This window comes from Thermus sp. NEB1569, from assembly GCF_022385295.1.
Taxonomy (GTDB): domain Bacteria; phylum Deinococcota; class Deinococci; order Deinococcales; family Thermaceae; genus Thermus; species Thermus scotoductus.
In genome coordinates this window covers 1530192-1551748 of the sequence record NZ_CP092445.1, presented here as the reverse complement: position 1 = coordinate 1551748, position 21557 = coordinate 1530192, and the positions used below count along the sequence as shown (strand labels likewise).

Sequence of the window (21557 nt, the reverse complement as noted above, 5' to 3'; positions counted from 1 at the left end):
GTGGGGACCACTCTAGGAGAGAGGGGGTCCCCACGGATGCAGCTTACCACGGTTGGCAAAGAGGTTTTGCGGGGAGCGCGGAAGGCCCGGGAACTCCAAGAGGCCGGGGCCGGCGATCCCACGGTTCAGGACCGCTTACGGAAGCTCAAACAGGTGGAGCGGATGCAGCGGACCTTTAGGGATGAGTTCTACACACGACCGTTGCCTTCACAGATCCCCGAGCTCCAAAGGGAGCTTGACGCCTACCTGGACCACTACAACCGCCGGCGACCCCACCGGGCCTTGGGGGGCCTGGCCCCTTTAGAGTACCTGGCTAGAATACGGGGGGAGGCGGTCCCCACAGAGTCTCAAATGCCTTCGTGTGCTACTTGATCTGGACCCCTAGGGTGTGAAAGAAAAGGGGGTGCTATGCATCCAAACCGTGAGCACCCCCTCTACTATCTTGACGCAGAAACCCTTCTCGTAGCCACCTACGTTTGGGTGGATGACGAACTCAAGGCCCTCGTCGCCCAAGGTCACAAGCTCCCAAAAAAGCAAAAGCACCAAAAGGCCACCCTGGCAGAGCTCCTAACCCTCGCCATCTTCCTCCTCCTCCAGGGCCAGGACCTCGCCAAAGGCTACCTCGCCGCCAAAACTACCCTGAAGCCTTACTTCCCCTCCCTCCCCCACCTCTCCCGCTTCTACCGGGTCCTTCAAAAGGCTCATGGGCTCCTGGCCCACCTCGCCCTCAGGCTCTCCGGAGGAGAAGGCTTGCTACAGGTGGTGGACCTGAAGCCCATTCCCCTGGCCCACGGACAGCGCATCCACAGCCTCTCCCTCCCTGAGGCCGCGGTGGGGAAAGGACCCCTGGGGGCTTTTGGCGGATACGCCCTCATGCCGGTGATGAACGAGCGGGGCCTCTTTTTCCGCTGGGTTCTTCTGCCCGGGAATGCCCGGGAGACCTGGGGGAGGGAGGTCCTTGAGGGTTTGCCTGCGGTTCTTGGGGACCGGGGTTTTCGCTGGGTCCAGGGGGTGAAGACGCCGCCCTACCGGCTCAGGGGAGGGAAGGTGGTGGAGACGGGGTGGCGAGCCTGGATGGGGAGGGTGCGCAACTGGATTGAGACGCGGTTTAGCGTGATGGTGAGGTCTTTGGGGCTTCACCGGATGGAGGTGCGGTCGTATTGGGGTTTGGTGGCGCGGGTCCATCTCATCCTGCTGGTGCACAACCTGATTCGGAGCCGGGTGCTTCTCAAGATGGCTGGGGTGGAGATATGAGGTAGCACACGAAGGAATGTGTTGACCGACTACACCCCCTTGACCAACCGACCTGAAAGTGTGTATAACAATTCTTGATCGGAAAGGAGGCGGAAGCGTGTCCCCGTACCTCGGCGAATTCGTGGGAACCCTGCTTTTGATCTTGCTGGGCTGCGGCGTCGTCGCCGGCGTGTGCCTCAGACAGTCCAAGGCCGAGCAAGCCGGATGGCTGGCCATCACCGTGGGGTGGGGGCTGGCGGTGGCCGTCGCCGTGTACGCCGTGGGGCAGGTGAGCGGTGCCCACATCAACCCGGCGGTGACGCTGGCGCTGGCCGCGACGGGCAGCTTTCCGTGGGAGAAGGTGCCCGGTTATCTCCTGGCGCAGCTTTTGGGCGCGTTTTGCGGCGCGGTGCTCGTGTGGCTGCATTACCTCCCGCATTGGGAGAAAACCGAAGATGCGGCGACCAAGCTGGCCGTGTTTGCCACCGGTCCGGCCATCCGCGACTGGAGCGCCAATCTGCTCAGCGAAATCATCGGCACCTTCGTGCTCGTCTTTGGCGTGCTGGCCATCGGCGCCAACCGTTTGGCCGAAGGGTTGAATCCGCTGCTTGTGGGCCTGCTGGTGGTGAGCATCGGCCTGTCCCTCGGGGGCACCACAGGATATGCCATCAACCCGGCGCGCGACCTGGGTCCCCGCTTGGCCCACGCGCTCTTGCCCATCCCCGGCAAAGGTCCCTCCGACTGGTCGTACGCGTGGATCCCCGTGATCGGGCCGGTGATCGGCGGCCTGTTGGGCGGCTGGACCTATGCGTGGCTCTTCGGGGGCAACGCCGTTGCGCTCGCCCCGGGCGTGGCGCTGGGCGGCATCACGGCGGCGGTGGCGCTTGTCAGCGTCCTGAAAACCAGCATGGTCGAAAGGCGGTAACGGTTTTGCTCACCAAACCCGTGCACAGGAGGTGATTGCATGCGGTACCTGCTAGCCCTTGACCAAGGCACCACCAGCTCGCGGGCCATCCTGTTCGACGAAAACGGGCGCCTTGTGGGCATGGCCCAGCGCGAGTTTGCCCAGCTCTTTCCCCAGCCGGGATGGGTGGAGCACGATCCGCTGGAAATCTGGGAGACGCAGATCGGCGTGGCCCGGGAGGTGCTGTACCAAACCGGCGTCGATCCGCGCCAGGTGGCGGCCATCGGCATCACGAACCAGCGGGAGACGACGGTGGTGTGGGAGCGCGCGACCGGCCGGCCCATCGCCAACGCCATTGTGTGGCAGGACCGGCGTACGGCGCCTATCTGCGACGCGATTAAGGCCGATCCGGACCTGGAGCAGCACATCCGCGCGCGGACGGGGCTCGTGGTGGACGCCTATTTTTCGGCCACCAAGGTGAAATGGCTGCTCGACCACGTGGAGGGGGCTCGGGAAAAGGCCCGGCGCGGCGAGCTGGCCTTTGGGACCATTGACGCGTGGCTCATCTGGAACCTCACCGGGGGCCGGGTGCACGCCACCGACGTGACCAACGCCGCGCGGACGATGCTCTTTGACATCCACCGCCGCGCCTGGGACGAGCGGCTGCTTGAGGCCCTCGACATTCCGCCGTCCCTGCTGCCCGAGGTGAAGCCGTCGAGCGCCGTGCTGGCCCACACCCATCCCGACCTGTTCGGTGAGCCCATTCCCATTGCCGGCGTGGCCGGCGACCAGCAAGCCGCCCTCTTTGGCCAGGCCTGCTTTGCGCCGGGGATGGCCAAGAACACCTACGGCACGGGCTGCTTCCTGCTCATGAACACCGGCACAAAGCCCGTCCCCTCCAAGACCGGGCTTCTCACCACCATCGCCTGGGAGGTGGGCGGCCAGGTGGTCTACGCCCTCGAGGGCAGCGTTTTTACCGCCGGGGCGGCCATCCAGTGGCTGCGCGACGGGCTGCGCATCCTCGACACGGCGGCCGACTCGGAATACTTTGCCGCTAAGGTGCCCGACTCCGGCGGGGTGTACGTGGTGCCGGCCTTCACCGGGCTGGGCGCGCCGTACTGGGACATGTATGCCCGCGGGGCCATCTTGGGGCTGACGCTCGGCACGCGCAAGGAGCACCTCATCCGCGCCACGCTGGAGGCGCTGGCGTACCAGACGAAAGACGTCCTCGACGCCATGGAGCAGGACGCCGGGGTGCCCCTCGCTGCGCTGCGCGTCGACGGCGGGGCGGCGGCCAACAACCTGCTCATGCAGTTTCAGGCCGACATTCTGGGCGTGCCGGTCGAGCGGCCGGCCATTGTGGAGACGACGGCCTTCGGCGCCGCGGCGCTGGCCGCTTGCGCCGTCGGGCTGTGGGATCAGGAAACCTTGGCCACGCGGTGGCAGGCCGAGACGCGTTTTGTCCCGGCCATGGCCGAGGCGGAGCGGAAGAAGCGCTATGCCGGGTGGAAGAAGGCCGTGAAGCGGGCGATGCGTTGGGCGAGTGAAGAGGACGAGGACGCCCGCACCTGACCGGGGCTGGCGCCAGCGCATCGGACGCGTCGGGCGGGAGGCGGTGGAGCGGGCCAAGGGGTTTGCGAGGGAGGATGGACCGGGAAGCCCTTCTGGAACGGCTGAGGGAGCCCTTTGACCTCCTCATCCTGGGGGGCGGGGCCACGGGGGCGGGGGTGTTGTGGGAGGCCACCCTAAGGGGCCTGAGGGCGGCCTTGGTGGAAGCGGGGGACTTCGGGGCGGGCACCAGTAGCCGCTCCACCAAGCTCCTCCACGGGGGGGTGCGCTACCTGGAGCTGGCGGTGCGGCACCGGGACCCCAGGCAGCTTCGCCTGGTGCGGGACGCCCTCCGGGAGAGGAAGGTGGTGATGGAGCTCGCCCCCCACTTGGCCAGGTCCTTAACCCTCCTCACCCCCCTCTTCCGCCCCCTGGAGATCCCCTACTACGGGCTTGGCCTCAAGCTCTACGACTGGTTGGCGGGAAGGAGGCGGCTGGCCCCAAGCCGCTACGCTCCTCCCAAGGAGGTGCAGGCCCTCTTCCCCGACCTTCCCCCCACCCTGGGGGGCATCCTCTACCAGGACGGGCAGTTCGCCGACTACCGCTTAAACCTAGCCCTCATCCTCTCTGCCCTGAGCCGGGGGGCAGTGGCCCTCAACTACGCCGAGGCCACGGGCTTCCTGGTACGGGAGGGAAGGGTGAAAGGTGCGGTGGTCAAGGACCGCCTCACCGGGAAGGAGGTGGAGGTCTGGGCCCAGGCGGTGGTGAACGCCACGGGGCCCCAGGCGGACCGGGTGCGCGGGCTTTTGGACCCGGAACTTCCTCCCCTCCTCACCCCTTCCAGCGGGACCCACCTGGTCCTGGACTACCCCTTACAGGTAGGCCTCCTCCTGCCTAAAACCCGGGACGGCCGGGTGCTCTTCCTCCTTCCCTGGCAGGGCCGGGCCCTTTTGGGCACCACCGACCTCCCCGCCGAGGCCACCGCCTGCCCCCTGCCCCGGGAGGAGGAGGTGGCCTACCTTTTGGAGGAGATCCGCCCCTACCTGGGGGACCTTTCCAGCCGGGTTTTGGCGGCCTGGGCGGGTCTCAGGCCCCTGGTGGGAAAGGGGGAGACCAAGAGGCTGGTGCGGGACCACCTCATCGTGGAGGAGAAGGGCCTTTACACCCTTACCGGGGGCAAGTGGACCACCTTCCGTCTCATGGCCCTGGACCTCCTGGAGCGCCTGGCCCGGGACCTCTCCCTTTCCCTCCCTCCTTCCCCAAGCCACCGCACCCCCCTCCTGGGGGCGGGGCCCAGGCCTCCCCTGCCCCTGCCGGAGGGGGTGGCCGAGCACCTCTACACCCACTACGGCACCCTGGCTCCCGAGGTGGCGGCCTTGGGGGATAGGCCCCTTCTCCCCGGGCTTCCGTACCTGGAGGGGGAGGTGGTGTGGGCGGTGAGGGAGGAGCTTGCCCAAAAGCCCCTAGACGTGCTGGCCCGCAGGCTGGGCCTGGCCCTTCTGGACCGGAAGCGGGCGGAGGAGGCCCTGCCCCGGGTGGTGGAGCTCATGGCGCCCCTCTTGGGATGGGATGACGGAAGGAAACAGGCCCTCCTACTGGAGGCTAGGAGGGCCCTTCCTGCCCTTTGCTAGGCCTTATCCTCCGAAACCCTCTGCACCGCCTGGGTTTCCTTGAGGATGGCCCGCACCCGCTCCCCGGGGATGGTCTCCTCCCTAAGGAGTTCCTCGGCGATCTTGTGCATGGCGGGGGCGTGCTCCATGAGGACCTGGCGGGCCTTGGCGTAGGCTTCGTCCAGGATCTTGCGGATGTCTTGGTCGATGAGGCGGGCGGTTTCCTCGGAGTGGTCCTTCTTCTTGGCGATCTCCTCACCCAGGAAGATGGGGCCGGAGTCCGAACCCCAGGCGATGTTCTTGAAGTGCTCCCCCATACCCCAGTCCAGGACCATGCGTTTGGCGATCTGGGTGGCCCGCTTAAAGTCGTCCTGGGCCCCGGTGGTTACGGTGCCGGTGAAGAGCTCCTCCGCCACCCGGCCCGCCATGAGGACGGCCAGTTCGTCCATGAGGTGGTCCTTGGAAACCAAAACCCTTTCCTCGGGTTTGCTCCAGCGGGCACCCAAGGCCATGCCCCTGGGGACGATGGAAACCTTCTCCGTCTTGTCCGCATGGGGGAGGACCTCACCCACTACCGCATGCCCGGCCTCATGGTAGGCCACGGCCCTCTTCTCCTCCTCGGAAAGCTTTAGGGCGGGCCGCTCGAGGCCCAGGACGATCTTGTCCAGGGCCTTCAGGAAGTGCTCCTTGCGGATTTTCTTGGCGCCATCCCGGGCCGCCAGCAGGGCTGCCTCGTTGACCAGGTTCTTCAGGTCGGCCCCGGAGAAGCCCGGGGTGAGGTGGGCCAGCTCCAGGGCGTCCACCTCCTCGGCGATGGGTTTACCCCGCATGTGCACCAGGAGGATATCCCGGCGCTCCTCCAGGGTGGGTAGGCCCACCACTACCTGGCGGTCAAAGCGCCCGGGGCGCAGCAGGGCAGGGTCCAGGATGTCCGGGCGGTTGGTGGCGGCCAGGACGATCACCGAGGTGTCCTTTTCAAAGCCGTCCATCTCGGAAAGGATCTGGTTCAGGGTCTGCTCTCGCTCGTCATGGCCACCCCCGATGCCTGCCCCCCGTTTGCGGCCGATGGAGTCCAGCTCGTCGATGAAGATGATGCTGGGAGCGTTCCGTCGGGCGTCCTCAAAGAGGCTTCGCACCCGGCTTGCCCCCACGCCCACGAACATCTCCATGAACTCGCTGGCGGAGACGGAGAAGAAGGGGACACCTGCTTCCCCCGCCACCGCCCGGGCCAGAAGGGTCTTGCCGGTTCCGGGAGGGCCCACCAGGAGAACTCCTTTGGGGATTTCCGCGCCCAGCTCCAGGTACTTCTTGGGGTTCTTGAGGAAGTCCACCACCTCCATGAGTTCCCGCTTGGCTTCCTCGTGGCCGGCCACGTCCTTGAAGGTGGTGTTGACCTGCTTTTCCTTCCCGTAAAGCTTGGCCCGGCTCTGCCCGAACTGCATCACCTGCCCGGCCCCGCCCTGGGCCCGCATGAAGAAGAAATAGAAGAAAAGGATGAGGAGCAGGGTAGGGCCGAGGTAGAGGAGGACCTGGGGCCAGAGGGAAGGGGGTTTGGTGACGATCCTCACCCCGTTTTCCTCCAGGAAGCGGAGAAGCTCGGGGTCGGTCACCTGGGCCGGGGGCAGGGGCACGGCGAAGCGCCTGGCCACCTGGCTTCCCCCCTGCGGGGTGGGGAAGCGCTCGGGTTCCTTCAAGGTGCCCAGGATGCGAGTTTCCTCCAGGGTCACCTCCGCCACTTTGCCCTGGCGCACCAGGGTGCGGAACTCCGTGTAGGGAAGGGTGGGGGCTGGGGGGCCCGTGAAGGCGGTATAGGCCAGATAGCCTAGAAGGAGCAAGAAAACTAGGGTGAAGGGGTTGATCCGCTGCGGCAAGGTCTACCTCCCTGGTCCTATGGTAGCGCCTTTGCGGTGAGAGGACTGAGGGGTGTGGTATCCTCTAGCGGCGATGAAGGGGGTCCTCGAGGCCCTGCACCAAGGGGATTACGATACCGCCATTGAACGCCTTACCCGGAAGGCCCTGTTCGGCTCCAAGGGGGAGGCCCGGGAGGCCCTTTTGCTCCTGGCGGAGGTGCACAGCCTCTACGGGGAGGAGGGGCTGGAGAAGGCCCACTGGGCCTTGGAGGAGGCCTATGAGCTTGGGGGGCTGGAGTACGACCCCCTGTACCGGGCCCTTCTGGGGGAGCTTCTGGCCCTCGAGGGCCGGGGGGAAAGGGAGGTGCTGGCCCTGTTCCTTCCCACGGAGGACCCCCGGGCCCGCTACCATCAGGCCCAGGCCCTTTTCTACCTGGGCCGGTTTGAGGAGGTTCTGAGGACGCTCAAGGAGGGGCTTCCCGCCTTTTTGGCCTGGCGGGCGGAGGGGCTTAAGGGAAGGGCCTTGGAAAGGCTTGGCCGTTACCGGGAGGCCGCTTTGGCCTACGAGAGGGGGGCGGAGCTGGCCTTGGGGCTGGAGCGCTACTGGCTCCTTTTGGATGCTGCCGCCATGTGGCTGGAGGCGGGGGAGGGGGAAAGGGCCCTTCTGGCCCTCGAGGAGGCCTCGGGAGCCGTGGGGGAGGAGCCCGTGGAGGACGCCGCCACCCGCCACTACCTCCTGGCCCGGGCCCATCTTCTCCTGGATAACCCCAACCGGGCCCTGGAGGAGGTGCGGGAGGCCTTAAGGCTCGAGGAGGAAAGCGGCCATCGGGCCTACGGTACCCCCCTTCTGGAAGGGCAGATCCTTTGGCGCCTGGGCCGTTACGCCGAGGGTATGGCCGCCTACCGGGAGGCCTTGGCCAGGGCTGAGGGTCTGGAGAAGGGATACGTTCTCCACGAGATGGCGGTGGCGGCCTTGGACCAGGGGGCCTACCTGGAGGCGGAGGAGCACCTGGAGGCCCTTTTGCGGGAAGAGGGCTACCCCTACCGGGCCCAGGCCCTGGCGGACCTGGCTGAGGCTTTGTACCGGCAGGGGCGGTACCAGGAGGCGGAGGAAATGGCCCATAGAGCCATGCGCCAGGGGGCGGAGGCGGCAGGGGAGCTCATCCTGGGCCATATCGCCTACGACCTGATGCACCTGGAAGAAGCTTTGGCCCACTACCGTAAGGCGGCGGAGGTTTCCGAGGAGGGAAGCCGGGAGTGGGTGGGAGCCCAGGAGATGGTGGTGGACACTCTGGTCCAGCTGGGCTACCGCTCTCCTGAGGAGATCCTGGCCCGTGCGGAGGCGGTGCTGCCCCATGTCCATCCCGCCGATGAATGGCACCAGGCCTTGCTCTCCTACCGGGAGCGGGCGGAGGCCATCCTGCGGGAGGGGAGGCGGCCCAACTAGGTTCCGCTCCGCCTTAAGGGGGCCAGGGCCTTAAGCACCTCCTGGGCCTTTAAGGGTTTGGGAAGATGCAAAACCCTGAGGGGACGGAAGAGAAGCCCCGGGGGGGTTTCGCTCACCAGGTACAAGGAGGCCAGCTTGCCCTCGGGGTGGGCCCGGAGTTTTCGGGCCATCTCCAGGGCCCTTTCCCCCTGGAGGATGATGGCCTTGGGCCTTTCCTTGAGAAGGCGCAGGGCCATCTTCAGGTCCAGGGGAAGCTGCACCCGGTAGCGGTGGGCCTCCAGGAGGTAGAGGAGAAGCCGCCGCACCACCCCGCTTTCCGCCAGGACCAGGACCAGGGGGTCGTCCGCAAGCAGGGTGGAAGGGCGGATCAGCCCCCGGCTTTTCAGCTCAAAGAGGATGTGGTAAACCTGCTCTTCCGGAAGGCCGGATAGCAGGGCCACGCTTCTCGCCCGGCGCACCCCGTCCAAGAGTTCCAACACCGTCCAGGCCTCGGGGGTGAGGGGGTGGCGGGTGGGATCCTCCACCAGGTGGAAGACCTCGTCGGGGTCCACCTGGCCCTGGCGCCACTCGTCCAGGCGCCGGGCGGCTTCCAGAAGGGTGGCCTTGGTTTCCAGGGTTTCCGACAAGGCCACCTGGCTTCCCTCCTCGAGGGGCTCGGCCAGGATCTCCCCTTCCTTCTCCCCCAGCAGGGTGGCCAGGGCCTCCAGGACCTGGGCCTCGAGGGCCTCCCTTAGCTCCTCTTCCCCGATGAGGCCCAGCTCCAGGGCCAGGGCCCCCAAGGGAGTGCCAGGGTTTTCCCGCCCCTGGCGCTCCACCAACTCCTGAACTTCCTCCAGGGAAAGGTGGCCAAGGCGCACCAGGTACTCCCCCAGGTGGGGTCCCGGCTCGGTGCGGGCGTAGAGGATGCGCCCGTGGAGGAGGTGGATCCTGCCGTAAAGGCGCCCCCGGAAGGTCACCACGGCGCTTTTGCGGTGGTCGGCCAGGACCCTCAGGAGTTCCGCCAGGTCCAGTTCTTCCAGGGTGGCCCGTACCATGGCCTAGAGAAGGGGTTCCACGGGAGGGGGATAGCCCAGGTGGCGGTAGGCCCGTTCCGTGGCCACCCGGCCCCGGGGGGTGCGCTTCAGGAGCCCCTGCTGGATGAGGTAAGGTTCGTGGACTTCTTCCAGGGTACCTGGATCCTCGGAGACGGCGGTGGCCAGGGTCTGCAGGCCCACCGGGCCGCCTCCGAAGCGCAGGATCAGGGTTTCCAGGATCTCCCGGTCCCGTTTCTCCAGGCCCAGCTCATCCAGGCCCAAGGCGTTTAGGGCTTCCAGGGTCCTTTCCTGGGTGATGGTTTCCTCCCCTGCCACCTGGGCAAAGTCCCGCACCCGCCGGAAAAGCCGTTTGGCCACGCGCATGGTGCCCCGGCTTCTTTTGGCGATCTCCAGGGCGGCCTCCTCGGTAATGGCCACCCCTAGAAGCCTCGCATCCCGCCTGACCCCTTCGGCCAGCTCCTCCAGGGAGTAGTACTCCAGGTGCTCCACGATGCCGAAGCGGCTCCGCAAGGGGGCGGTGATGAGGCCCGGGCGGGTGGTGGCCCCGATCAGGGTGAAGCGGGGAAGCTCCAGGCGGATGGTGCGGGCCGCCGGCCCCTGGCCGATGACGATGTCCATCTTGAAGTCCTCCATGGCCGGGTAGAGGTGCTCCTCCGCCTGGCGGCTTAGCCGGTGGATCTCGTCGATGAAGAGGATGTCCCCTTCCTCCAGGGAGTTGGCCAGGATGGCGGCCAGGTCGCCGGGTTTCTCTATGGCGGGCCCCGAGGTGACGCGCAGGTTCACCCCAAGCTCGTAAGCGATCACGTGGGCCAGGGTGGTCTTGCCCAGGCCAGGGGGCCCGAAGAGGAGGAGGTGCTCTAGGGGCTCCCCCCGGGCCTTGGCCGCCTCGAGGTACACCCTCAGCTTCTTCTTCAACCTCTCCTGGCCGATGTACTCGTCCAGGGTCCTGGGCCTTAGGGCGAGGTCCGGGTGCACTTCCACGCCCTTTCATGATAGCCTTATTCCCATGCGCCGGACGGTTAAGGAGTTCCGTCACGCCAAGGGCCAGAGGCTGGTGTACCTCACCGCCTACGACTACCCCACGGCCCGCCTAGCTGAGCGGGCTGGGGTGGACGCCATCCTGGTGGGGGATTCCCTGGGCATGGTGGTGCTGGGCTATTCCTCCACGGTTCCCGTGAGCCTGGAGGAGATGCTCCACCACACCAAGGCGGCCCGGCGGGGGGCCCCGGACACCTTCTTGGTGGCGGACCTGCCCTATCTTTCCTATGCCACCCTGGATCGGGCCCTTTTCGCCGCGGAACGGCTTCTGAAGGAAGGTGGGGCGGATGCGGTGAAGCTGGAGGGTGGGGAGGAGGTGGCGGAGATCGTCTTCGGGCTCAGCCGGGCGGGGGTGCCGGTCCTGGGCCACGTGGGCCTCACCCCCCAGACGGCGAGCCAGCTTGGGGGCTACAGGCTGCAGGGGAGGCGCCCCGAGGAGGCCGAGCGCATCCTAAAAGGGGCCATGGCCCTCGAGGAGGCGGGGGCTTACGGGGTGGTGCTGGAGATGGTGCCCAAGGACCTGGCCAAGGAGATTACGGAGAGGCTATCCATCCACACCGTGGGCATCGGAGCCGGCTCCCACACGGACGCCCAGATTCTGGTCTTCCACGACGTGGTGGGGCTTTACGGGGAGTTCAAGCCCCGGTTCGTGAAGCGGTATCTGGAGGGGGAAAGGCTCTTCCTCGAGGCCCTATCCCAGTACGTGCGGGAGGTGCGGGAGGGGGTTTTCCCAGGGGAGGAACACAGCTTTTGATGCCACCCCACCCTGGGGGTCCCGGTAAACCACCCCTAGGGATGGATGCCGATGCTTGGGCTTGACGCATTTGTTGAAAATGGATTACCGTTATTGTGTGATGGCCCTCGAGGTCCAGGACCTATCCGTGCGCTTCGGGGAGTTCCAGGCCCTGGAAGGGGTGAGCCTGGCGGTGCCGGAAGGGGCCTTCGTGGCCATCGTGGGCCCCAACGGGGCGGGGAAGAGCACCCTCTTGAAGGCCATCCTGGGCCTTGTTCCCTTCCGGGGCGAGGTCCGGGTTTTGGGGCGTTCCTTGAGGGAAACCGATCCCCTGTGGTTCGGCTACGTGCCCCAGATCAAGACCTTTGACCGCTCCTTCCCGGCGCTTTCCCTGGAACTGGTGGCCACGGGTCTGAGGCGGCGCTGGCCCTTCCGCCTGTCCCCCTGGGAAAGGGAGGAAGCCCTTTCCGCCTTAAGGCGGGTGGGGGCGGAGGCACTGGCCTTCCGCCCCTTGGGCCGGCTTTCCGGGGGGCAGCTCCAACGGGTCTACCTGGCCCGGGCCCTCATTCGCCGGCCGAGGATCCTCCTTTTGGATGAGCCCGCCACCGGGGTAGACCGGGTGGGGGAGGTGGACCTCTACCGGTACCTGGAGGCCTACCAGGAGGAATCGGGGGCCACGGTGCTCATGATCACCCACGACTGGGAGGCCGCCCACCATGCCAGCCACGTCCTGGTGATGAACCGCAGGGTGGTGGGGTTTGGTCCGCCGGAGCGGGCCCTCACCGAGGAGTGCCTGCGCCAGGCCTTTGGGCACCTGGGCCATGCCCACGGGCTGTACCTGGGGGGTGGGCATGCTTGACGCCCTGGGTTATCCCTTTTTCCAGAGGGCCCTCCTCGCAGGGCTTTTGGTGAGCCTTCTTTCCGGATTGCTCTCCCCCTTCGTGGTGCAAAGGCGGCTTTCCTTCCTGGGGGATGGGCTTGCCCACGCCGCCTTCGCCGGGGTGGCCTTGGGGCTTTTCCTAAGGGGGGAGCCCCTTTGGTTTGCCCTGCCCTTCACCTTTCTGGTGGCCATGGCCATCACCCTGGTGAAGGAGAAGACCGAGCTTTCCGAGGACACCGCCATCGGGGTCTTCTTCGCCCTCTCCGTGGCCCTGGGGGCGGTTTTCCTCTCCAAGGCCCGGGGGTACGTGGGGGACGCCATGGGCTACCTCTTCGGCTCCCTCTTGGCGGTGAGTCCTGGCGACCTTTGGGCCATGGGTCTTCTCCTCCTCTTTGCCCTCTTCCTCCTTCCCCTTTGGGGGCCTTTGGCCTACGCCACCTTGGACCGGGAACTGGCCCTTTCCGACCGGGTGCCCGTGGTCCTTCACGACTACCTCCTTTCCGGCTTCATCGCCGTGGGCTTGGTCCTGGCGGTAAAGGTGGTGGGGATCATCCTGGTGGCGGCCTTTTTGGTGATTCCCGGGGCAACGGCCAGGCTCTTGAGCCGCACCTTTGCCGGGCTCACCCTTCTTTCCCTCCTCCTGGCCTCCTTTTCCACGGTGCTTGGCCTTTTCCTCTCCTTCCTCCTGGACTGGCCCAGCGGGGCCAGCATCGTGCTTCTGCAGGCGGCCTTGTTTGGCCTGGCCTTCGTGAAAACCGTATTTTCGGTGAGGAAATAATGCCTTTGCGCTATACTGGGGGCATGTGGGTGTCCACGAAGGCCCAGTACGGCCTCAGGGCCCTGGTGGAGATTGGCCTCAAGGCCCCGGAGGCGGTGCCCCTTAAGGAGGTGGCGGAGGCCCAGGGCATCAGCCAGCACTACCTGGAGCAGATCGCGGCCCAGCTTAGGCGCTCCGGGTTCATCCGCTCCGTGCGGGGGGCCGGGGGGGGCTACCGCCTGGCCCGTCCCCCCGAGAGGGTGACGGCCCTCGAGGTGGTGGAGGCCCTCGAGGGCAGCCTGGCCCCGGTTTCCTGCATCGAGGACCCGGAGTCCTGCGCCAAGGTGGGGCAGTGCTCCACCGAGCTCCTCTGGAAGCGGGTGGATCTGGCCATGCGCCAGGTCCTGGGGAGCACCACCTTGAAGGACCTCATCGAGGAGCGGAAGCTCATCGAGGCCAAGCGCTTGATCCAGCTCCAGCCCGCAGGCTAGGCAAGGGGTCTTAGGAAGGGCTGCCAGGGCTTATCCCTGGCAAAGGGAATGGAGGGCAAGGAGGAAACCTTGGCTTTGGTCTATCTGGACTACGCGGCCACCACGCCCCTGGACCCCGAGGTCCAGCAGGCCATGCGCGAGGTGGAGGGAATCTTCGGCAACCCGAGCAGCATCCACCGCTTTGGCCAGGAAGCCAGAAGGGTGCTGGAGGGAGCCCGGGAGCGGATCGCAAGCCTCCTGGGGGTGCGTCCCAGGGAGGTGGTCTTTACCGGTTCGGGTTCCGAGGCGGATGCCCTGGCCCTTCTGGGGGTGGCCTTGGCCAAGGGGAAGGGGCATGTGGTGAGCACGGAAGTGGAGCACTCCGCGGTCCTGGGGGCCTTGCGGCTCCTTGAGCGCCTGGGCTTTGCCGTGACCCGGCTCAGGCCCGACCGCTTGGGCCTGGTTTACCCGGAGCAGGTGGAGGAGGCCCTGAGGCCCGACACCATCCTGGTGAGCGTCATGGCCGCCAACAACGAGCTCGGCACCCTCTACCCCATCCGGGAGATGGCCGAGATCGCCCACGCCCACGGGGCCCTTTTCCACACGGATGCCGTGCAGGCCGTGGGCCAGGTGCCTTTCCGGGTGGATGAGGTGGGGGCGGACCTGGTTTCCCTAAGCGCCCACAAGTTCTATGGGCCGAAGGGGATTGGAGCCCTTTTGGTGCGCCAGGGGGTGGACCTCTTCCCCCTGGTGCCGGGCAAGCAGGAGGGGGGAAGACGGGGCGGCACGCAAAGCCCAGTCCTGGCCCATGGGATGGCGGTGGCCCTGGAGAAGGCCTTAAGGCTCTTGCCGGAGGAGTCCTCCCGGCTTCTCGCCTTGAGGCAGCGCCTCGAGGCGGGCTTGCTTTCCGTGGAAGGGGTGGAGCTCAACGGTCATCCCGAGCGCCGCCTTCCCAAGCTGGTCAACGTGACGGTGAAGGGCGCGGATGGGGAGGCCTTGCTTCTCGCCATGGACCTCATGGGGGTGGCGGTTTCCTCGGGCTCGGCCTGTTCGGCGGGGAGCCTCGAGCCCTCCCATGTCCTCCTGGCCATCGGACGCTCCCCGAGGGAGGCCCGGGCCTCCTTGCGCTTCTCCCTGGGACGCTACACCACGGAGGCCGAGGTGGACCGGGCGGTGGAGGTCTTCAGGGAGGCGGTGGCCCGGGCGCGGGCCTAAAGCTAGGGCTGCCTTTTGGTAAACTCCTCGCGGAGTTCCCGCCTGAGGATCTTCCCCACGCTGGTTTTGGGCAGGCTGTCCCGGAACTCGATGATGCGGGGAACCTTGTAGGCGGCGAGGTTTTGCCGGCAGAAGGCCTCGAGGTCCTTTTCTGTGACCTTCCCCTTGTACTCCTCCTTGAGGACGATGAAGGCGGCCACGGTTTCCCCGCGGTAGGGGTCGGGTACGCCCACCACGGCGGCTTCCTGGACGGCGGGGTGGGCGTAGAGGACCTCTTCCACCTCGCGGGGGTAGATGTTGTAGCCCCCGGCGATGATCATGTCCTTTTTGCGGTCCACGATGTAGAAGTAGCCGTCCTGGTCCATACGGGCCATGTCCCCGGTGAAGAGCCAGCCGTTCTGGAGGGCCTTTTGGGTTTCCTCGGGGCGGTTCCAGTAGCCCTTCATGATGTTGGGGCCTTTGACGACGAGTTCGCCCACCTCTCCGATGGGGACTTCCTGACCCTCCTCGTCCACCACCTTGGCGTCCACGCTGGGCAGGGGCATACCGATGGAGCCCTTTTTGATCTCCCCCTGGACAGGGTTGGAGTGGGTCACGGGGCTTGCCTCGGAGAGGCCGTAGCCCTCGATGAGCCGGGCCCCGGTGATCTCCTCAAAGCGCTTGGCCACTTCCACCGGCAGGGGAGCGGCTCCGGAGAGGCAGATGCGGATGCTCTTTACGTTCCGTTTCTCGATTCCCGGGTAGTTGTTGAAGGCCACGTAGAGGGTGGGCACCCCGGGGAAGTGGGTGACCTGGTGCTTTTCAATGGCCTCCACGATGGCATGGATCTCCGGCCTGGGCAGGAGGACGATCTTGTAACCGGAGTAGATGCCGTAGTTCATGGCCACGGTCATGCCGTAGACGTGGAAAAAGGGCAGGGCTCCCAGCATCACCCCTTTGCCCAGGAGTTCCTTGGAGGTGGAATCCCAGGCGTCGATCTGCAGGACGTTGGCCACCAGGTTCCGGTGGGTGAGCATGGCGCCCTTGGAGATGCCGGTGGTGCCCCCTGTGTACTGCAAAAGGGCCAGGTCCTCAGGATCAGCGGGATGGGGGGTGGCGGGGGGATGCTTCAGGAGGTCCAAGAAGGCGTGGAATCCTTCCCGTTTGGGAAAGCCCAGGGGTAGCTTGTCCCGCTTCGCCTTTAAGGGGTAAAGGAGGTTTTTGGGGAAGGGGAGGAAGTCCTTGATGCCCGTGACCACGGTGCGCTTCACCGGGGTTTCCCCCTCCACCTCCAGGAAGCGGGGCAGGAGGTGGTCCAGGATGACCAGGGTCTCTGCGCCCGAGTCCTTTAGCTGGTGCCTTAGCTCCCTGGGGGTGTAAAGGGGGTTCACGTTGACCCCCACCCCTCCCGCTAGAAGGGTGCCGTAGAAGGCGATGACGAACTGGGGGGTGTTGGGGAGCATGATGGCCACCCGGTCGCCAGGCTTCACCCCTAGGGCCTTAAGCCCCTCGGCGAAGCGCCGGGATTTCTCCCATAGCTCCGCATAGGTAAGGGTTTTCCCCAGGAACTCCAGGGCGGTGTGTTGCGGGTAACGCTTGGCGGCGTCTTCCAGAAATCGCCACAAGGGGATAGGGGGCACTTCCACCTCGTGGGGCACACCGGGGTCATAGTGGGCGAGCCAAGGCTTGGCGCTGACTTGGTCCATACCTTACCTCCTTCGCCACGAGCTTATCAAAAAGTTTATACCGCGTTCAAGACCATGGGCCGGTGTAGCATGGATAAGGAGGTTTCCTATGCGCTTCCGCGACCGCAGGCACGCTGGGGCTCTTCTGGTGGAAGCCCTGAAGCCCTTGGGTCTAGAACGCCCTGTGGTTTTGGGCATCCCTCGAGGCGGGGTGGTGGTGGCCGACGAGGTGGCCAAAGGCCTGGGGGGGGAACTGGATGTGGTCCTGGTGCGCAAGGTGGGGGCTCCGGGAAATCCGGAGTTCGCCCTGGGGGCGGTGGGGGAAAAGGGGGGCATGGTCTTGAAGCCCTATGCCCTCCAGTACGCCGACCAAAGCTACCTGGAGCGGGAAGCGGCCCGGCAGAAGGACGTGATCCGCAAGCGGGCCGAGCGCTACCGGAAGGTGAGGCCAAAGGTGCCCCTTGGGGGCCGGGATGTGGTGCTGGTGGACGACGGCATCGCCACCGGTTCCACCATGGAGGCGGCCTTGGCCGTGGTCCTCTCGGAAAAACCCCGGCGGGTGGTGGTGGCGGTGCCCGTGGCCAGCCCGGATGCGGTGGAGAGGCTGAAGGATCAAGCCGAGGTGGTGGTGCTCTCCACCCCACCGGACTTCGCCGCCGTGGGGGCCTACTTCATGGACTTCGGTGAGGTCACCGATGAGGAAGTGGAGGGCCTTTTGCTACAATGGTCGGCATGAAGCCCGTGGTCAAGCAGGGGGCCAGCGTGGAGGCCCGTCCCGTGGAGCGGGGGGAGAAGGCCTTTATCCAGGTGCTCATCGGCCCTGAGGATGGAGCCCCTCACTTCATCACCCGTAAGTTCACTATCCTGCCGGGGGGAAGGATTCCCAAGCACAAGCACCCCAGCATCGAGCACGAGCAGTACGTGCTCTCTGGGCGCATGAAGATCTACCTGGGCGACGAGGTGAGGGAGGTGGCGGCTGGGCAGGCGGTTTACATCCCCCCGGACACGCCCCATGCCTATGTGAACGAGGGGGATGAGCCGGTGGAGTTCCTCTGCGTCATCCCCAAGACCAACGCCTACGCCACCGAGTGGCTGGAGGATTAGAGAAAAGTGGGGGTGTGGGGGAGCTATAATCCCCCGGTTTCCAAGATAGCCCTCAAGATACGCTAACGCGTGACACAGGCTGACCAAACCGGGGATACATGGGTCAGCGGTCACGCGGTCACGCGCAGCGTACCTTGCAGCGTACCTTGCAGCTACATGCGACCGAAGGGAGCTTAGCTCCCCCACGTCCACCACAGGTGGACACGGATTGGGTACAATGTTCTTGGGGGCAAAGTTCCCCGTGGACCTTGAAACTTGGAGTAGGGGGTTCCATCGGGTAGTCCGATGGGTAAAACTCCAAACGAACACCCGTGGCAGAGCCAGAAGCATTGCGCTCGCCTGCCGATACGGAGCCAAGGTCTTTCTGGGCCTGGACGGGGCCTTCGGGAGCAATCCCGAGAAGCCCCGGACTTTAGTCCGGGGAGTCGTCACGGTTTCTGGGGTCCCCGCTGGGGTGCTTAGCCCCAGCGGGGTTTTCTAGGCGCGCACCTCCTGCCGCTGGAAGGCCACGTAGGCCAGGGTGAAGAGGAGGATCACCAGGGCCATGAGCCCGGTGAGCTGGGGCCAGATCAGGAGGAGGCTTTGGGAGAGGGGAAGGGGGGTTCCCAGCACCGCTCCCTCCAGCTGGGTGATGAGGATGGGGCCCAAGGAGCGCACCGCCGGGTTAAGCACAGCGGTGAGGGTTTCCGCGTAGAGGGTGTTGGGGGAGAGGCGGGAGATCCAAAGGGCCAGGTTGGCCTGCCTGAGCTGGCTTTCCGGGTCAAAGGGGTCGGCCTGAAGGAGAAGGGCGCTTGCCGCCAGGTCGGTGAGGATGGGGAAGAAGACGGCGAAGAAGAGCCAGACCCCGATGGCGGCTAGGGCGGCGGTGGCCGGCTGGCGAAAGAGGACGGAGAAGAGGAGGCCCAAGGCCAGCCAGAAGCCCGCATAGGCCAAGGTGGCCAGGAGAAAGAGGAAGGCCCGCCCCATCTCCTCGCCCTCAGGAGGCACTCCCAGGGTGAAGAGGCCGAGGCCCACCACCAGGAGGAAGAGGGCGGTGAGGAGCACGGCCAGGGTGCCGAGCCCCGCCAGGAACTTGCCGAAGAGGAGGGCGTCCCGGTAGATGGGCTGGGAGAGGATACGGGAAAGCGTTCCCCTGGCGTACTCCCCGTTCACCGCATCGAAGGCCAAGGCAATGGCCGCCAGGGGTACGAAGAAGGAGAGGAAGCCCACGAAGGAGGGCAGGGGGTCCTGGGCGGTGGTGAGGAGTTTCAGGTAGAGGTAAGGGTCCTCCCCCACGGTCTGGCGCAGGGTCTGGGTGCCGGTGTACACGGCGGCCAGGGCGGAAAGGAGGATCAATCCCTCCAGAATGCGCATCCTCAAGCCCGTGAGATGGTCGGCCATCTCCTTGAAGAAGACCGCCCAAAGCCCGGTCCAGGGGGAACCTTCACGCCGCATGGGCCACCTCCTTGAAGTAGTGGGCGTAGACCTCGTCCAGGCTGGGACGGCGGAGGGAGAGGCTTAGAAGCTCGCCCTGCTCCACGGCTATCCGGGCCAGCTCCGGCCGGAGGTCCCGGCTGGAGAGAATCCGGTACCGTCCTCCCTCCGCTGCCACCCGGGCCACGCCTTCTAGGCGGCGGAAGGCCTCCTCGAGGCCCGGGCTGGCCTCCACCAGGATCTCGTACCCACCCCCTAAGACCCTTTGCGCCAACTCCTCCACGGTGCCCAAAAGGGCGAGGTGCCCCTTATGGAAAAGCCCCACCCGGTCGCAGACCTCCTGGACCTGGTGCAGGAGGTGGCTGGATAGGAGGATGGTGATGCCCTCCGCCTTCAGGCCCTTGATGAGCTCCAGAAACTCCCGGGCGGCCTCGGGGTCCAGGCCCAGGGTGGGCTCGTCCAGGATGGCCACCTTGGGGCGTTTCAGGAGCACCTCGGCAAGGCCAAGCCGCTGCCGCATCCCCCGGCTGAAGGCGGAAACCCGCCGGTCCCGCACCTCCCACAGGCCCATGCGCTTGAGCACCTCCTCTATGCGGGCCCTGGCCTCGGCCTCGGGGAGGCCCAAAAGGCGGGTGGTGTAGCGCAGGTTCTCCCAGGCGGTGAGTTCCCCGTAAAACCCCACCTGGTCGGGGAGGTAGCCCACCCGGCTTTTCACCTTCAAGGGTTCCCGCATGGGATCCAATCCCAGAACCCGGGCCTCGCCCCGGGTGGGTTCGGTGAGGCCCAGGAGCATGAGGATGGTGGTGGTCTTCCCCGAGCCGTTAGGCCCCAGGAGGCCGAAGACCTCCCCTTCCTGCACCTCCAGGTTCAGGTCCTCCACGGCCACCACCCGTCCGTAGCGCTTGGTGAGGCCATGGGTTTCGATGACCGCCATGCTACCTCCGGCCGAAGCGGTTCACGGCGAAGCCCAGGACCAGAAGGGCCACGGCCATGATGCCCACCCCCACCAGGCCCCAAAGGCTGGAGCGCACCACGGTGGCCCGGTAATCCAGGCTCTCGGAAAGGCCATCGGACCCGGAAAGGCTGAGGGTCACCATGTAGTCCCCCGTCACCGCCTTGGGGGAGGGCTTGATGCGGGCGGTCACCTCCTGTTCTTGGCCGGGTTCCAGGGCGTCCAGCTTCTCGGGCTCAAACTTCACCTCCCAGCCCGAGGGCTCCATGGCGCTGAAGGACAGGTTCTTGGCCGGGGCGCTACCCTCGTTCTTCACCACAAGCTTCACCGCGTTTTCCCGGCCCGCCACCACCTGTCCGGAAAGCCGCCCCTCCTTGGTGGTGAAGCGCACCTCGGGCCGGCCCGTGACCTCGAGGGTCAAGGCCAGCTCCGCCTTGGCCTCCCCCGCCACCGCCCTCAGGGTGAGGCCGTAGGTGTCGGCCTTGGTGTCCTTGGGCAGGGAAACCTCCACGTCCAGGTCCTTGCTCTCCCCGGCCTTGATGGGCAGGCTGGTCACCTGCTGGCTGGAGAAGGCGGGGGTGAAGGTCACCTGCCAACCCTTGGGGGCCTCGTACTCCAGGGAAACCAATAGGTCGCGGTCGGACTCGTTTTTCAGGGTCACCCGGTAGCGGAAGGAGCTGGTGGGAGGACCCTTGAGGATGGGGAGCTCCGCCTCGAGGCTAAGCCTCTGGGGCAGGCCCTGCCCCACCACCAGGCCGATGGGAAGGTTGGCAACCTGTCCTAGGCCCTCGGCCCGCACCAGGAAGCGGTAGGTGCCGGGCTTCACCTCCTTGGGAGGCTGGAGGCGAAGGGTAAGGGTAGCCTCCCCGTCGGGGGCCAGGTAGACCGCCCGCACCAGGCGACCCCCGCCGATGAGGCTTGCCTGCCAGCCTTGCGGGGCCTCGGCCACCTGGACCCGCACCACCCCGGGGGGAAGGCCATAGTTCTTGAGGGTGAGGGTCAGGTTGACGCTCTCCCCGGGTTGCACCCCGATCTCCGGATAGGAGGTGCCTAGGGAAAGACCGCGAAAGCCCTGGGCTTGGGCTAAGGCCACGCCGAATCCCAGAAGAACCAGGGTGAGTAGCTTGCGCACCATACCTAAGCCTCCTCCTATAAGCTAGAGAGGAAGGATGAGTCCAAAATGAAAACCCCGGGGCAAACCCGGGAAAGGGGGGCAGTTTTCCTAGCTCACCCGGGCCTCGAGGTACTCCCGCTCCCCCAGGACAATCTTCCGGGCCAGCTCGGGGTCCTTGGGAAACTCCTTGCCCCGGTTGATCATGTAGGTTTCGTAGCGGCCGATCTCGAAAACCGCGGTGAGCTTCCTCAGCACCTGGGCCATGTCAAAGGCCTTGCAGGAGAAGATGTCGATGGAAAGGAAGCGCTTTTTGGGGAAGGTGTGGATGGCGATGTGGCTTTCGGCGATGATCACCACCCCGGTCACCCCGTCCTCCCCCTCGGGGCCGTAGCTGTAGACGAAGGGGGGAAGCACCTTGGTCATCTCCATCTCCTCGGGGAGCTCGTCCAGGACGCGGCGCACCAGCTCGGCGTCCCGGAGCTTTTCGGGATTGGCGTCGTAGCCGTCCACCATCAGATGCGGTCCGAATCCAAAGAGTTCCATCCTGACCACCTCCTTCCCGTGCCCCCCGGGGTATCCCCCGCGGCACGC

20 protein-coding genes and 1 pseudogene are annotated in these 21557 nt (G+C 66.1%); 13 read left to right on the top strand and 8 right to left on the bottom strand.

Annotated elements, in window-relative coordinates:
- Positions 1-153: 153 nt before the first annotated feature.
- From MI302_RS08865 to MI302_RS08845, 5 genes and pseudogenes are all read left to right on the top strand, one after another.
- Positions 154-392 (top strand): annotated as a pseudogene (locus MI302_RS08865) (integrase core domain-containing protein); the annotation flags it as partial.
- A 16-nt stretch (positions 393-408) separates the two neighbouring features.
- Entirely contained in the window at positions 409-1254 is an 846-nt protein-coding gene (locus MI302_RS08860) for a transposase (RefSeq protein WP_038032087.1), read from the top strand.
- Positions 1255-1351: 97 nt separating this feature from the next.
- Positions 1352-2158, top strand: a complete 807-nt coding sequence (locus MI302_RS08855) for an MIP/aquaporin family protein (RefSeq protein ID WP_304653891.1) — start codon at positions 1352-1354, stop codon at positions 2156-2158.
- 39 nt (positions 2159-2197) lie between these two features.
- Entirely contained in the window at positions 2198-3709 is a 1512-nt protein-coding gene (gene glpK, locus MI302_RS08850; protein WP_239725553.1) for a glycerol kinase GlpK, read from the top strand.
- Between the two features lie 74 nt (positions 3710-3783).
- The gene (locus MI302_RS08845) at positions 3784-5316 is read left to right on the top strand and encodes an FAD-dependent oxidoreductase (RefSeq protein WP_239725552.1); all 1533 of its coding nucleotides are present in this window, start codon (positions 3784-3786) and stop codon (positions 5314-5316) included.
- Here the strand turns inward: MI302_RS08845 and ftsH are convergent.
- Positions 5313-7166: an ATP-dependent zinc metalloprotease FtsH gene (gene ftsH, locus MI302_RS08840; protein ID WP_239725551.1), complete on the bottom strand. Its 1854-nt coding sequence runs from the start codon at positions 7164-7166 to the stop codon at positions 5313-5315. The two genes, MI302_RS08845 and ftsH, sit on opposite strands and share 4 nt — an antisense overlap.
- 73 nt (positions 7167-7239) lie before the next feature.
- On the opposite strand from ftsH, the gene MI302_RS08835 reads away from it, so the two are divergent.
- A complete protein-coding gene (locus MI302_RS08835; RefSeq protein WP_239725550.1) occupies positions 7240-8592 on the top strand; it encodes a tetratricopeptide repeat protein in 1353 nt (450 codons plus the stop codon).
- Here MI302_RS08835 and MI302_RS08830 read toward each other — a convergent pair.
- Both MI302_RS08830 and ruvB read right to left on the bottom strand, forming a co-directional pair.
- A complete protein-coding gene (locus MI302_RS08830) occupies positions 8589-9626 on the bottom strand; it encodes a DUF4388 domain-containing protein (RefSeq protein WP_239725549.1) in 1038 nt (345 codons plus the stop codon). The two genes, MI302_RS08835 and MI302_RS08830, sit on opposite strands and share 4 nt — an antisense overlap.
- 3 nt (positions 9627-9629) lie before the next feature.
- Entirely contained in the window at positions 9630-10601 is a 972-nt protein-coding gene (ruvB, locus tag MI302_RS08825; protein WP_038044496.1) for a Holliday junction branch migration DNA helicase RuvB, read from the bottom strand.
- Between the two features lie 31 nt (positions 10602-10632).
- On the opposite strand from ruvB, the gene panB reads away from it, so the two are divergent.
- From panB to MI302_RS08800, 5 genes are all read left to right on the top strand, one after another.
- Positions 10633-11418, top strand: a complete 786-nt coding sequence (gene panB / locus MI302_RS08820) for a 3-methyl-2-oxobutanoate hydroxymethyltransferase (RefSeq protein WP_239725548.1) — start codon at positions 10633-10635, stop codon at positions 11416-11418.
- A 97-nt stretch (positions 11419-11515) separates the two neighbouring features.
- The gene (locus MI302_RS08815) at positions 11516-12256 is read left to right on the top strand and encodes a metal ABC transporter ATP-binding protein (RefSeq protein WP_239725547.1); all 741 of its coding nucleotides are present in this window, start codon (positions 11516-11518) and stop codon (positions 12254-12256) included.
- Complete coding sequence (locus MI302_RS08810) at positions 12249-13055, top strand: metal ABC transporter permease (protein WP_239725545.1); 807 nt, start codon at positions 12249-12251, stop codon at positions 13053-13055. Before MI302_RS08815 ends, MI302_RS08810 begins: the two co-directional genes overlap by 8 nt.
- Positions 13056-13078: 23 nt before the next feature.
- Positions 13079-13525: an Rrf2 family transcriptional regulator gene (locus MI302_RS08805; RefSeq protein WP_026328925.1), complete on the top strand. Its 447-nt coding sequence runs from the start codon at positions 13079-13081 to the stop codon at positions 13523-13525.
- Between the two features lie 48 nt (positions 13526-13573).
- Positions 13574-14719 (top strand): cysteine desulfurase family protein, encoded by a 1146-nt coding sequence (locus tag MI302_RS08800; RefSeq protein WP_054392285.1) that lies wholly within the window; start codon positions 13574-13576, stop codon positions 14717-14719.
- Positions 14720-14721: 2 nt separating this feature from the next.
- On the opposite strand, the gene MI302_RS08795 is transcribed toward MI302_RS08800, so the two are convergent.
- The gene (locus MI302_RS08795) at positions 14722-16404 is read right to left on the bottom strand and encodes a long-chain fatty acid--CoA ligase (protein ID WP_239725543.1); all 1683 of its coding nucleotides are present in this window, start codon (positions 16402-16404) and stop codon (positions 14722-14724) included.
- Positions 16405-16492: 88 nt separating this feature from the next.
- Here MI302_RS08795 and MI302_RS08790 point away from each other — a divergent pair, with 88 nt between their 5' ends.
- Complete coding sequence (locus MI302_RS08790) at positions 16493-17119, top strand: phosphoribosyltransferase (protein WP_239725541.1); 627 nt, start codon at positions 16493-16495, stop codon at positions 17117-17119.
- Positions 17107-17487: a cupin domain-containing protein gene (locus MI302_RS08785; protein ID WP_015717783.1), complete on the top strand. Its 381-nt coding sequence runs from the start codon at positions 17107-17109 to the stop codon at positions 17485-17487. The genes MI302_RS08790 and MI302_RS08785 overlap by 13 nt, the downstream gene beginning before the upstream one ends.
- A gap of 477 nt (positions 17488-17964) precedes the next feature.
- Here MI302_RS08785 and MI302_RS08780 read toward each other — a convergent pair whose 3' ends face one another.
- From MI302_RS08780 to speD, 4 genes are all read right to left on the bottom strand, one after another.
- On the bottom strand, positions 17965-18921 hold the full coding sequence (locus tag MI302_RS08780; protein WP_019551061.1) for an ABC transporter permease: 957 nt from the start codon (positions 18919-18921) through the stop codon (positions 17965-17967).
- Positions 18911-19834: an ABC transporter ATP-binding protein gene (locus tag MI302_RS08775; protein WP_239725539.1), complete on the bottom strand. Its 924-nt coding sequence runs from the start codon at positions 19832-19834 to the stop codon at positions 18911-18913. Before MI302_RS08775 ends, MI302_RS08780 begins: the two co-directional genes overlap by 11 nt.
- Position 19835: 1 nt before the next feature.
- On the bottom strand, positions 19836-20987 hold the full coding sequence (locus tag MI302_RS08770; protein ID WP_126170363.1) for an NEW3 domain-containing protein: 1152 nt from the start codon (positions 20985-20987) through the stop codon (positions 19836-19838).
- An 87-nt stretch (positions 20988-21074) separates the two neighbouring features.
- Entirely contained in the window at positions 21075-21509 is a 435-nt protein-coding gene (gene speD / locus MI302_RS08765) for an adenosylmethionine decarboxylase (RefSeq protein ID WP_015717779.1), read from the bottom strand.
- Positions 21510-21557 lie beyond the last annotated feature (48 nt).

What these genes read in the sequence shown, in the direction of transcription:
- MI302_RS08860 (WP_038032087.1), top strand. Translation starts at nt 409, where the DNA reads ATGCATCCAAACCGTGAGCACCCCCTCTACTATCTTGACGCAGAAACC.
- glpK (WP_239725553.1), top strand. Translation starts at nt 2,198, where the DNA reads ATGCGGTACCTGCTAGCCCTTGACCAAGGCACCACCAGCTCGCGGGCC.
- MI302_RS08845 (WP_239725552.1), top strand. Translation starts at nt 3,784, where the DNA reads ATGGACCGGGAAGCCCTTCTGGAACGGCTGAGGGAGCCCTTTGACCTC.
- MI302_RS08835 (WP_239725550.1), top strand. Translation starts at nt 7,240, where the DNA reads ATGAAGGGGGTCCTCGAGGCCCTGCACCAAGGGGATTACGATACCGCC.
- MI302_RS08830 (WP_239725549.1), bottom strand. Translation starts at nt 9,626, where the DNA reads ATGGTACGGGCCACCCTGGAAGAACTGGACCTGGCGGAACTCCTGAGG.
- panB (WP_239725548.1), top strand. Translation starts at nt 10,633, where the DNA reads ATGCGCCGGACGGTTAAGGAGTTCCGTCACGCCAAGGGCCAGAGGCTG.
- MI302_RS08810 (WP_239725545.1), top strand. Translation starts at nt 12,249, where the DNA reads ATGCTTGACGCCCTGGGTTATCCCTTTTTCCAGAGGGCCCTCCTCGCA.
- MI302_RS08805 (WP_026328925.1), top strand. Translation starts at nt 13,079, where the DNA reads ATGTGGGTGTCCACGAAGGCCCAGTACGGCCTCAGGGCCCTGGTGGAG.
- MI302_RS08800 (WP_054392285.1), top strand. Translation starts at nt 13,574, where the DNA reads ATGGAGGGCAAGGAGGAAACCTTGGCTTTGGTCTATCTGGACTACGCG.
- MI302_RS08795 (WP_239725543.1), bottom strand. Translation starts at nt 16,404, where the DNA reads ATGGACCAAGTCAGCGCCAAGCCTTGGCTCGCCCACTATGACCCCGGT.
- MI302_RS08790 (WP_239725541.1), top strand. Translation starts at nt 16,493, where the DNA reads ATGCGCTTCCGCGACCGCAGGCACGCTGGGGCTCTTCTGGTGGAAGCC.
- MI302_RS08785 (WP_015717783.1), top strand. Translation starts at nt 17,107, where the DNA reads ATGGTCGGCATGAAGCCCGTGGTCAAGCAGGGGGCCAGCGTGGAGGCC.
- MI302_RS08780 (WP_019551061.1), bottom strand. Translation starts at nt 18,921, where the DNA reads ATGCGGCGTGAAGGTTCCCCCTGGACCGGGCTTTGGGCGGTCTTCTTC.
- MI302_RS08775 (WP_239725539.1), bottom strand. Translation starts at nt 19,834, where the DNA reads ATGGCGGTCATCGAAACCCATGGCCTCACCAAGCGCTACGGACGGGTG.
- MI302_RS08770 (WP_126170363.1), bottom strand. Translation starts at nt 20,987, where the DNA reads ATGGTGCGCAAGCTACTCACCCTGGTTCTTCTGGGATTCGGCGTGGCC.
- speD (WP_015717779.1), bottom strand. Translation starts at nt 21,509, where the DNA reads ATGGAACTCTTTGGATTCGGACCGCATCTGATGGTGGACGGCTACGAC.